9 protein-coding genes are annotated in these 12,381 nt (G+C 29.5%); 7 read left to right on the plus strand and 2 right to left on the minus strand.

The features are described 5' to 3' along the window. The first annotated feature begins 253 nt into the window (after window positions 1-253). The 3 genes from bsdtw1_RS08970 to bsdtw1_RS08980 all read left to right on the plus strand — a co-directional run bounded on the left by bsdtw1_RS08970 (window position 254) and on the right by bsdtw1_RS08980 (window position 4,736). Window positions 254-2,248 carry a methyl-accepting chemotaxis protein gene (locus tag bsdtw1_RS08970; RefSeq protein ID WP_183277236.1) on the plus strand — a complete coding sequence of 665 codons (1,995 nt, stop codon included), beginning with the start codon at window positions 254-256 and terminating at the stop codon, window positions 2,246-2,248. Window positions 2,249-2,676: 428 nt separating this feature from the next. Next, the gene (locus bsdtw1_RS08975; RefSeq protein ID WP_183277237.1) at window positions 2,677-3,363 is read left to right on the plus strand and encodes a response regulator transcription factor; all 687 of its coding nucleotides are present in this window, start codon (window positions 2,677-2,679) and stop codon (window positions 3,361-3,363) included. Beyond that, on the plus strand, window positions 3,363-4,736 hold the full coding sequence (locus bsdtw1_RS08980; RefSeq protein ID WP_183277238.1) for a sensor histidine kinase: 1,374 nt from the start codon (window positions 3,363-3,365) through the stop codon (window positions 4,734-4,736). The genes bsdtw1_RS08975 and bsdtw1_RS08980 overlap by 1 nt, the downstream gene beginning before the upstream one ends. Before the next feature lie 211 nt (window positions 4,737-4,947). Here bsdtw1_RS08980 and bsdtw1_RS08985 read toward each other — a convergent pair. Next, window positions 4,948-6,302, minus strand: a protein-coding gene (locus bsdtw1_RS08985) for an IS3 family transposase (protein ID WP_183276183.1) whose coding sequence is annotated in 2 segments (ribosomal slippage) — window positions 4,948-5,843 and window positions 5,843-6,302 — 1,356 coding nt in all. Because the reading frame shifts where the segments join, the coding sequence is not laid out codon by codon here. An 87-nt stretch (window positions 6,303-6,389) separates the two neighbouring features. Beyond that, on the minus strand, window positions 6,390-6,881 hold the full coding sequence (locus bsdtw1_RS08990) for a DUF6803 family protein (protein ID WP_183277239.1): 492 nt from the start codon (window positions 6,879-6,881) through the stop codon (window positions 6,390-6,392). 215 nt (window positions 6,882-7,096) lie between these two features. Here bsdtw1_RS08990 and bsdtw1_RS08995 point away from each other — a divergent pair, with 215 nt between their 5' ends. The 4 genes from bsdtw1_RS08995 (at window position 7,097) to bsdtw1_RS09010 (ending at window position 11,477) form a co-directional block, all read left to right on the plus strand. Then, entirely contained in the window at window positions 7,097-7,513 is a 417-nt protein-coding gene (locus tag bsdtw1_RS08995) for a hypothetical protein (protein ID WP_183277240.1), read from the plus strand. A gap of 129 nt (window positions 7,514-7,642) precedes the next feature. Then, a complete protein-coding gene (locus bsdtw1_RS09000) occupies window positions 7,643-8,329 on the plus strand; it encodes a response regulator transcription factor (protein WP_183277241.1) in 687 nt (228 codons plus the stop codon). Window positions 8,330-8,462: 133 nt separating this feature from the next. Then, a complete protein-coding gene (locus bsdtw1_RS09005) occupies window positions 8,463-9,716 on the plus strand; it encodes a sensor histidine kinase (protein WP_183277242.1) in 1,254 nt (417 codons plus the stop codon). Window positions 9,717-10,418: 702 nt separating this feature from the next. Further along, window positions 10,419-11,477 carry an aldose epimerase family protein gene (locus bsdtw1_RS09010; RefSeq protein ID WP_183277243.1) on the plus strand — a complete coding sequence of 353 codons (1,059 nt, stop codon included), beginning with the start codon at window positions 10,419-10,421 and terminating at the stop codon, window positions 11,475-11,477. Window positions 11,478-12,381 lie beyond the last annotated feature (904 nt).

Genomic DNA, 12,381 nt, shown 5'->3' on the forward strand with positions numbered 1-12,381 from the left:
ATTTTACAGTAAGATACTTAGATAAACAATCTATAAAATAACTAATACTCGTAATAAAAACATACAGTAGAGGTTTGAACTAAAAGTTATAATTTAGTAATTTAAATAGATAAGTATAATCGATGACAAAATGAGATTAGTTTTGACAATATATTTACTAACACAATAGACTGTGATAAAATTTTAACGTAATATATTATTACATTAAAAAGAAAATTAAAATGTTAATGGAAATAACTAAATTGGAGGAATTATGAAAAGTATTAAGGGGAAATTAATTGTATTTTTAGGTTTATTGATTGGGGCTATATGTATAGGACTTGGTATAGTTTCTTTTTTTAATTCATCAAAGGCACTAACTTCGAATTTATCGAAGACTTTACCAAAGATAGCAGAACAGTCAGCAAGTAATATTCAAAGTAGAGTTGAAGGACAGTTGAGTTCACTAGAAGTTATGGCAGCAAGAAATGATATAAAAGATCTTAATGAACCGTGGGAAACTAAAGTACCAATTCTTTTAGATGAAGTTAAAAGAAGCGGAAGCATAAAGATGGGTATTGCAGATAAAAATGGTGATGTAAAATATACTGATGGGAAAAGTGCTAACATTAAGGATAGAGCATATTTCCAGAATGCATTAGCTGGTAAAAGTAATGTGTCAGACCCATTAATAAGTAAAGTAGATGGATCTATAGTTGTAGTATATGCAGTGCCGATTAAGAATAATAATGATATCGTAGGAGCATTAATTAGTACAAGAGACGGCAATAAATTAAGTGAGTTAACTAATCAGATTAAATTTGGACAAACAGGCAATGCATTCATGATAAAGAAAGATGGAACAGTTATAGCTCATAGTAATAAAGATTTAGTAATAAAAATGTATAATCCTATTGAAGAAGCAAAAAAAGATTCTAGTTTAAATGGATTAGCAAATATAGAAAAAAATATGGCTCAGGGGCAAATGGGAATAGACCAATATCTATTTCAGGGAGTAGACAAATACGTAGGATATGCTCCTGTAAAGGGAACTGAATGGTCATTGGCAGTTGTAATATCAAAGAGCGAGGTGTTATCAGAACTCGATAGTTTGAAAATTACCGTTATAGTATCATCGGTGTTATTTTTATTAATTGGATTAGTAACAGTTTATACCATTTCCAACAGTATATCTAAAGGAATAAAATCGACTTCAAAACACCTAGATTTGTTAGCAATGGGTAATTTAAGTGAAGAAGTTTCTTCTAAATATTTAAATGCAAAAGATGAAGTTGGAGAAATGACTAATTCAATGAAAATAATGCAGAATTCTCTTAGAGAAATGATTAGTCGAATAAAACAAAATTCTTCAAATATTAATGGACAATCAGAGAATCTAGCTTCTGTTGCTGAGGAGATCTCAAGTACAACACAAAATGTTGCTGAAGCGATAAATGAGATAGCACAAGGAACAGGCAACCAGTCTGAGGATTTAATAAATGTTACGGAAATCGTAGATAAATTTAGTAACAAGTTATCTGATATGGTAAATGAAATACAAGTTGTAGATTCAAACTCTAGGGAAATTAGTTTAATGGCTAATGAGAGTAGTAGTGAAATGAATAAATTAAATCAGTCTGTAACAAAAGTTAGTGAATCCTTTAAGACATTTAACAGCAAGATTATTGGACTTGGAAAAAATATTAATGAAATAAATGAAATTACAAATATAATTAATAACATAGCGGGACAAACAAATTTATTAGCACTGAATGCTGCTATTGAAGCTGCAAGAGCAGGAGAAGCTGGAAAAGGATTTTCGGTGGTAGCAGATGAAATAAGAAAACTTGCAGAACAATCTAAGGTATCTTCAGAAGATATTAGAAGATTGATTAGTGAAATATCTAAGAATACAGATGTCATAGTTCAAGATTCTGTTGAGATGGATGATGAGCTTATAAACCAAGTTGAAATAATAAATAGTTCAATAACTTCATTTGGAAATATTATAGGAGCAGTTAGTGAAATAATTCCTAAAATACAAACTGTTAAAAATTCTGCTGAGGATATAGACAATGATAAAGATACTATTTTGGCTAGAGTAGATGGTGTATCATCCGTTGCTCTTGAGGTTTCAGCGTCAGCAGAGGAAATTGCGGCATCATCAGAAGAAATGAATGCTTCTACAGAAGAAGTGGTGGCTGCAGCTCAAATACTTAGCACTATGACTGGTGAAATGCTCGAGGAAGTAAATAAGTTCAAAATTTAAATTGTAATTTAATAATTGATTCTATATTTAAATCCAACTATGTGTATTTAATATCAAAATCTTGTGATTTATAATAAATTTATGTTGAAAGTCAGTAATTTTTAATCAAAATGATTAGAGATTGCTGGCTTTATACGTTTACGCATAAAAACCAATGGAAAAGGAGTATAAGAAAATGCTAATATAAGGAGGAGAGATGATTTTAATTTAATAGTGTTTAGTTTAATATGAAGTTTTTTCATATAATATTCATAAGTTTATGTTAAGTTAGGTTATATACATAAAGCGTTATTATATCAGAAACCTATTGAGATTCGGTAGTTTCAAATATAAACTAAAGGATAAATCTAAACGCCGTAAATAAACAACATGAAAATTGATATTTTTTATATAAAATACTAAGATAGAAAGTTATGTGAGGCTGGGGTATGAATAATATTTTAATTATCGAAGATGAGCAAAATGTATTAGATGTGTTAAAAGCTTATTTGGAAAAGGAAGGGTATTCCGTTTATGCTACCACTAGAGGTTTGAAAGGTCTTGAGTTATTTGAATCAATGAAGTTCAAACTAGTAATTCTTGATCTAATGCTTCCAGATATAAGTGGAGAAGAAATTTGCAAAATTATACGAGAAAAATCAAAAGTACATATATTTATGCTTACTGCGAAAGGATCATTGAACGAAAAAATTGAAGGGCTAGAAATTGGTGCAGATGAGTATCTTGTAAAGCCTTTTAGTCCAAGGGAATTAACTGCAAGAGTAAATGCTCTTTTTAGAAGAATTTCCTATGAAGAGGATGATTCCACTTTATTTTATAATGACGGAAATTTAATAGTGGATTATGAAAAAAGGCAAGTAAAAGTTAATAATCAAGAAGTTCCTTTGACTTCAAATGAACTTGATATCTTATATGCGCTAATTATCAACAAAGGAAAGGTGCTTTCAAGAGAACAATTAATAGATAAAATTGGAGGTATAGATTTCGATGGATATGATAGAACAATAGATGTTCACATTAAAAATATCCGCAAAAAGATTGAGGAAGATACTAAAAAACCAAGATATATTATAACAGTTGTAAAAGTAGGCTACAAATTTGGTGGTGATAACTAGTGAAAAGTATAAGAAGAAAACTGAGTATTATGTTTTTTGTATGTTCACTTGCAGCAATTTTGCTGATAACAGCGTTCGTCAATTTAACAATAACAAAAAAGTTTGATGATTATATGGTAGATACACAGAATAAAAGATATGAAAGAATTGTGTCTTACTTTCAAGAAATCTATAAAAGAGAAGGGAAATGGTCAAAAGACTCAGGTATTGAAATGATGCATGAAGCATATATGGGTAGTTATTGCCTAACCCTACTTGATAGTAGTGAAAAGACTATATGGGGCATGGATGCAAATGATATTAAAAATAATTTGCATTTCAATACTATGAAGGTCAAAGATACTGGTGTCTATACTTCTAAAAGATTTCCTATAGAAGTAGATAATAAAAAAGTAGGATATGTAGATATAGGACAGTATTCATCAGTTCTATTATCTGAAGAAGATGTTAATTTCAAATCATCAATAAATAAAAGTATCATTGCCAGTGGTTTAATAACAATGATAATAACAATTGTTATAAGTCTATACTTCTCAAAACAATTTTCAAGACCCATTAAAGAAGTTTCAAAAATGTCCGTAAGCTTGTCAAAGGGAAACTTCGATACCAAATCTGTTACAAAGAGCGATATTAAGGAACTAGAAAATTTAAGAACTAGTGTAAATGTGTTAGCTGGAAAGTTAAAGCAGCAAGATATGCTAAGGAAACGACTTGTGTCAGATATATCCCATGAGATAAGAACACCTTTAAATATATTACAAAATAATTTAGAAGCTATGATAGACGGTATTTTTCCTGTTACTGATGACAGACTTAAAGATTTAAATGATGAAGTTATTAGATTTGGTAAATTGTTAAATAATCTAGAACTACTTAAGCAGTTTGAATCAGAAAGTATAAAAGCTAATTTTGAAACAGTTGATATAAATCAGATATTAAAGAGTATATGTGAAGATTTTTATATGGAAGCTAAAAACCAGGGAGTAGATATTGATTATAGTGTTCAAAAAAATCAACAGTACTATATAACTGGTGATAAGGATAAGTTAAGGCAAGTTTTCATAAATATAATTTCTAACTCTATAAAGTTTTCTAAAGAGAGTGGAAATATATGTATTAACATGTATCCTAAGGATCAAAAGATAGCTATACAAATTAAAGATAATGGAATTGGAATAAAAGAAGAAGATTTACCTTTCATATTCGAAAGGTTATATAGAGGCGATAAGAGTAGGAATGAGATACATGGCAATGGCATAGGGTTAACAATTGTGAAAAATATTTTAGATCTTCATCTTGCTGATATAGAAGTGGAAAGTAAAGAAGAAAAAGGAACAAAGTTTACTATTTATTTTGATAGAGTGATTGTTTAAAAACAAAGATTTCCAAGTAAGTTCTTTTATTTGGAGGTCTTTTTTACTATGTAAGTGTTTATAAAGTTTTTATAGTAATATTTTAATACATATAAGCAGAAAACATTGGCCTGTCAGAGTTTCTTAAGTGCTATTGGGAAAAGTAGATAACCACAAAAAAAGTAGCTAAAGTCATCGCTGAACTGACCCCATAATTTTAGACAAATATTAATTAAGCTATTTTTAGAGACTGAATCCTGTATTGAACAGGACTCAGTCCTTTTAATTTTATCTTAATACGATTATTATTATAATAATCTATATAAGATACTAACTCTTCTATAAAGTGATCTATACTTTCAAATTCCTGTAGATATAGCAACTCTGTTTTCAGTAATCCAAAGAAGTTTTCCATAACTGAGTTATCAAGACAGTTACCTTTTCGCGACATACTTTGCTTAATACCTTTTTCCTTTAGCATCTTTTGATATTTATTCATTTGATATTGCCATCCCTGATCTGAGTGTAGTATCAATTCTATGTCATCAGGAATCTTCTCAAAGGCCTTTTTAAGCATATCAACTGTTTGATGAAATGTAGGCCTTTCGGATAAGTTATAACTTATTATTTCTCCGTTGTACAAGTCAAGGATTGGCGAAAGATATAGCTTTTTTCCAAAGACAGCGAATTCGGTCACGTCAGTAACCCACTTCTCATTAGGTCTATTAGCTTTGAAGTTACGCGATAACAAGTTTGGGGCAATCTTGCCGATTTTGCCTCGGTATGACCTGTACTTCTTAATACGAACCATACACTTTAAACATAACTGCTTCATCAGTCTTTGAACAGTTTTATGATTTACAATATATCCTCTATTGTGCAGTTCTAAAGTAATTCTCCTGTATCCATATCTACCTTTATTCTCATGGAAAATCTGGACGATACAGGACTTAACAACATCGTATTTATCAGATTTCTCCATGCTTTTTATACGATAGTAGAACGTGCTGCGAGGAATGTTTGCAATTTCTAATAAATCAGCTAACTTATATTTATGCCTTAATTCTCTAATAACAACTACTTTGTCTTTTTCGCTGATTTTTCCCTGGCTTGAACTAAGGCATTCAATTTTTTTAGGTACTCATTCTCCATTCGAAGGCGTTGAACCTCAGCAATTAAATCTTCATTTTGTGAGTTATCAGTATTAGGCTTTTTAAACTTATCCTTTTTCATTTTTGCCTTCCTCCCTCTGTTATCTCTATACAGAGCTTCGGGACCATACTCGAGATATATCCGTTCCCAAACACCTACGGTTGAACCATTTGGAATCCCAAAATGAACAGCCCCTTGGAATAGAGATAAATTATTCTTATGGATATATTCTATAACATGAACTTTAAAATCACCAGTATATGTTCCAGACTTCATAGAAAGTCCTTCTACTCCAAATTTCTCATAAAGCGCAACCCATCTTTGAACTACAACTTTTGCTGTAGGGAGTGATTTTGCTACAGAATTGACTGACATACCTTTTTCTAATACATCATTCACCACTTTCAGTTTAACTTCTAAAGTATGTTTAGACATAAAAAATGCACCTCCAAATATTAGTTTTGTCTAATATTTGGGGTGCACTTCATCGCTTTAGCTACTTTTTTTAAATGTATGAATTAATTATTTCATACTATCCATAGTACCCATGCTGCTAATGATTTCTGGATTTACCATACCAAAAATCATAGCTATATGTGCAACTACAAGAAATCCACCTACTAATATGAAATGTATTTTCATCTTTTCGTCATCAGTTTTATTCTTAAATATTAAACCTAATTCTAGTAAAGCAAGTGGTAAAAGGAAGATTACGCCACTTAAGTAAAAGCCAACTGCAACTACGTCTACCCAAGTATGCCAACCACCTGTTTTTGTTAGAGGGATTACTGCTGTTGTAAAAAGATAAATAAAGATTCCTGTAAAATAGAAGCCATCAAAAATAGAAACTACTTTGTTTAAAGTTCTAATACCGCCACTCTTTATTCTATTAAATATAATAAAGAATTCTGAGATCGTAAGGGTCTCAGCGCATATTACTGGAATTGCCATAAAGATTAGCAAGTTCCAAGGCTGGTTTGATGCCAACAATGACATATAATGAGTCATATTCATAGTTTTATACCTCCAAAACATTTTATGAGGAAATATTATCAAAATCATATGAAGAAAATATGAAGCAAATAAACTAATGTATAAGTTTTTATTTTATCAAATAAGATTTATGTTTTATTAGAAAATTTTAATGAAACTTTATGAGTCCTCTTATAACTTATGAAATTATAAGTATTATAATTTCAGTATAAAGTGATTTAGAGAGGAGAATATAGATGAAGGATAAAATAAAGGTATTTTTTCAAAATGAAAAAGTAAAAAGTTTTGCAAGAAAGGTTTTTAACAAAAAGACAATAATTGCAGCTTTAGTGGTAATTGTAATTGTAATTGCATTAAGAGTGGCGTTCTCTTTAATTTTTCAGGTAGATGGTACTGTTACTAAGGTTGAAGGAAGTAAAGTTACAGTTGCAAATTTTATTACAACTAAAACAGTAGACATAGGCAACTTCCAGACAACATCTAGCAACATACAAGTTGGAGACAGAATAGAGATAATGAAAAACCTATCTGGTGATATCATAAGTGTAAGAGATAGGAACAATAGGAACTTTAAAGAAAAAGGGACTAGATTTAATAAAGGCAGAAATAACGTTAAAGGAAATGGTCAACGTAATTCTATGCAAAGAAAATAAAATAATTTAGTAATACTGGGTTAAACAATATTGTAATTATTGTAAGTATTATTTATAATACAGAAAGATAGCCGAAAAACTAAATGTTTTTCGGCTTTTAATTAGATGTTTAAAAACTAGGAGGGAAAAATGACTAAGGTTTTGATTATTGAAGACGAAACTGAGATAGTGAGTTTTTTAAAGCCAGAGTTAACTTACGAAGGTTATGAAGTAGACTGGGAACCTGACGGGAGAGTAGGCTTTGAAAAAATCCAAAGTGGCAATTACGATATAATCTTGCTAGATATTATGCTTCCTGGGCTTAATGGAATTGAAGTACTGAGGAGAGTTAGAAAAACTTCTAATGTACCTATTATAATGTTAACTGCTCGTGATCAGGTTTCAGATAAAGTAACTGGATTAGATAATGGTGCTAATGATTATTTGACCAAACCATTTGCAATAGAAGAATTACTAGCAAGAATTAGAAATGTTTTAAGGATAAACTCAATAAATGTTGAAAAAGATGAAAATAAAATATTATCTTTTCGAGACATTACCTTAAATCAAGGGTTATGTGAGATAAGAAAAGGTAACAAACACATAGAGCTTACCAAAAAAGAATATCAGCTATTGGAGTTTTTGGTAAAGAATAAGGGGAAGGTACTGAAAAGAGACCACATCTTGAATTCAGTATGGGGATATGAGTATGTAGGTGATACAAATGTGGTTGACGTTTATGTTAGTTATTTAAGGAATAAGCTTGAAGATAGCGTTGGTGATAAATATATAACTACGATTAGAGGTGTAGGATATGTTATGAAAGAAAATTATTAAAAAGATAGATAACTTTTTTCTGACAACTAAAAGGCTTTCTATTTCAAAAAAACTTACCTTAATATACTCATCAATTCTAATGGGGATATTAATCATATTTACTATGTTTACATTTCTTTTGATAAGAAGTTTTATGATTAAGGATAGTGAAACAGTAATATCCTCAAATGCAGATATGCTTTCAAATTATATCGAAAGTATGAAAAATACAGATATTAAAAACTTTAATAATATTAATTTAAGTCCTGGAATACACTATATAATTTATGATGAAAATAGAAATATAATTTTTTCTAATACAGTAAACTCAATTCAAATTACTGACCGTCGCCAAAACAAAAAATTACGTAACAAAGATTCCTTTGAAAAATTAAATGGAACACTCTCCACAAGTAGGGTGGTTGATGTAAAAGGAAAGAATTATTATATATTTGTAACGAAAGACTTCGAAGACATAGGAGATAAGATTGGATATATAGCTGGAATTCTTTTTACTATAAGTATTTTAGGAATTATTGTATCCTTGATTTCTGGAAACTTTTTAACTAAAAAGTTACTAAGACCTATAAAGGATATTACGAAAACTGCAAAGGAAATAACTTCAAAGAGTCTTAGTAAAAGAATAGTTACAAATGGTGCAAAAGATGAGATTAGTGATTTAGCTGATACTTTTAATCTAATGATTGGAAGACTTGAGACAGATTTTGAAAAACAAAGAAGATTTGTATCAGATGCATCTCATGAACTTCGCACACCTTTGGCTGTTATACATGGACATGTAAATATGCTCTATAGATGGGGGAAGAATGATGCTGAGCAATTGGATAAATCACTTATAACTCTAAAATCAGAAACAGAAAATATGAATAGATTGATAGAAAACCTACTGTATCTTGCAAAAGGAGACAACGAAGTACTTTCTATTAAAAAGGAAGAGTTTAAAATTATTTCACTTTTCAAAGAAATTGTAGAGGAAACTCAGCTAAGTTACAGCAATGTAGAAATTACATATAACTCCAATGACCAATTAAAGGTTTATGCTGATTATAGCAAATTGAAACAAGTATTGAGAATCCTCATAGACAATAGTATAAAATTTAGTAAAGATTCAGCAAAAATAATGATAAATGTAGAAAATAAAGGCAGAGAGGTAAGTATTACATTAACAGATAACGGGATAGGAATACCTAAGGAGAGTTTAACTAAGATTTTTGACAGATTCTATAGAGTTGATGAATCGAGAAATAAAACTACAGGTGGAACTGGTCTTGGGCTTTCTATTGCAAAACAAATCATACAGTATCACGAAGGAAGAATTTCGGCTGAAAGTAAATTAGGTGAAGGAACCAAAATAAATATTTATTTACCACAGTTGATATATAGATAAACAACCTCATATTAGAATTTATCCAAGTAAAGATTTGTATAACCATGTAAATCTTAGTTTGGAACTGGTTTATCTATATAACAAAATTATTCTTTATTACTTTAAAAGAAATATAAAGTAGGATATATGTAGCATAGTTAAATATAAAGTTGAGAGCAACTTGAACTATAAAGTAGCTCTCATTTTTAATTGTATGTAAAATCACAAAATTTTGATTACAGCTAAATCAAGTTGTTCAATTTCTTTGAATAGTTTTAGTTTTATATATTTCTTTAAAGATGAAACACTTCAATCCGAAAACTATTTTAAAAACTCCCCTGGCTTCTGAGAGGAGAATTTGAAAATATAAGTATAATTATGAAGTGGTTCATCTATATTATAGCAATTTCTAAAGTGAATAAACTTCATATTTAAAATAGGTATAAACAGTTATAATATAATGTGGTATTATTATAATAAGAAGCAAAATAAAAATACTATGCTGTTATAGATGTGATGATAAGGAAAAGTTTTTTTGTTTTTCTGATAAACGTCTTTATTATTGGGCTTAGAGAGTGTGGTGGTGAAAAGTAAACGATTTAAATAGTTGCTGGAAATTATAAGTCTCATGAAAATTATAATTCTAAAGTGTTTAGATGCATAATAAAGACTAATTAAATTAAGTTAATTATTTTATAAATATATATAAAGGAGTAGTAGGTTATGAGTATAAGTAAAAGGGTTTATGGTGAAACCAAAGATGGAGAAATAGTATATTGTTATACATTAGAAAATTCAAAAGGCATGAAAGCAGAGATAATAAGTTTTGGAGCTATTTTAACTTCACTTCTAGTTCCTGACAGTGAAGGGAAATTTGATGACATAGTACTTGGGTATGATATATTAGAAGGTTATTTTGAAAATCCTGCGTTTTTAGGATCTACCATTGGAAGATATGCAAATAGGATTGAAAATGCTTCTTTTGAGTTAAATGGAGTTAGATATAATTTAACTAAAAGTGAAGAACAAAATCAATTGCATGGAGGATTTACAGGATTTCATAAAGTTCTTTGGGATGTTGCTCATATAAACGATAACGAAAGCCCAAGCATCGAGTTAACATATGTTAGTAAAGATGGTGAAGAAGGATATCCAGGAAATTTAAAGGTGAAAGTAACATATACTGTTACAGAAAATAATGAGATAAAGATAGACTATGAAGCTGTGTCAGATAAAGATACTGTAATTAACTTAACGAATCATTCATATTTTAACCTATCTGGACATGCTTTTGGTACTGTTTTAGATCATAAGGTTATGATTAATGCTGATAGATTTACTGTAATAGATAGTAATTCAATTCCAACAGGTGAACTTAGAGAGGTAAAAGGAACTCCAATGGACTTTACTAAACCTTTTAAATTAGGTGAGAGAATATGTGATGACTATGAACAACTAATTGTGGCAAAAGGTTATGATCATAATTGGTGTCTTAACGCTGATGGCAATTTACTAGAAAAGTCAGCTGAGGTAAGAGATGATAAAACAGGACGTATCATGGAAGTTTACACTACAATGCCTGGAGTGCAGCTTTACTCTGGAAATTATTTAGATGGGTCTATAGTTGGAAAAAATAAGGCTGTATATAATAAGAGAGCTGCTTTGTGTCTTGAGACTCAATTTTATCCAAACTCTATGAATGTTCCAAGCTTTCCTTCACCAGTTTTCCGAGCTGGGCAGGAGTATAAACACACTACTATTTATAAGTTTTTTGCAAAATAGTATATATAAGTGAATGAAATTGATTTAAGTTAATATATCTTAAATGGTTTATTAGATTAAATAACAATAAAAGAGGTAAAGCCTATTTACCTATAAGATTTAACATATGTGTTTAGAAAAGCATAGGATTAAAAAAGTCGCTAAAGATTTCTTTAGCGACTTTTTTTCTGTACAAAATATTATAAAATTTTACTGATAGATTACCCTATTAGCTTGATATGATTTGAACGGTTTTTAGTAATATAGTAAAAAGTAAAATTTATTAGTCAATAAATTGCTATATAAGATCTTTAGATGTTTTAAGTTATGTAACTTAAATCTATATAAATTACTTAATTGAAAAGTATATTACTCAATTAATTTTGCTACAAGAGAGACAAGTTCTATAATTCAAAAATTAACATATAAATGTAAAAGGTAAATTTGTTATTGACAGTTAGCAAATTATGGTTTATTATAAAAACATATTAAACATATATGAAATATAGGATTTAAACGATGAAGAGAAGAGTACATTAAGAATAGCTAACAGAGAAAAATCTCCTAGGGTGGAAGAGGTTTTGAGTAAAGCTTAATGGAAGTGCATCTCTGAGTTCTGAATCGAATTATAAAATGTACCACTTTATTTTTAAATTTATATTCGAAGTTTTTCTATCATAATCTATAGGAGTTTCGAAAATAGTTTTAAGATTGAATTGGCACATCTTAAGTAGACTTCAGCGGGAACGCCCGATATAGCGGTGCGGTATGCTTGTACCAATATGCTATTAGATTTTGTGTATTTGCATAAAAATCAGAGTGGAATGCGAAGTTTTGACTTCGTCTCTGGATTGGAGACGGGGTCTTTTTTTATTCTATGTATGTCTAGTAATTTCATGTGTTTAGTTTAAATTTATTAATTATT

Source organism: Clostridium fungisolvens (assembly GCF_014193895.1).
Taxonomy (GTDB): Bacteria; Bacillota; Clostridia; order Clostridiales; family Clostridiaceae; genus Clostridium_AR; species Clostridium_AR fungisolvens.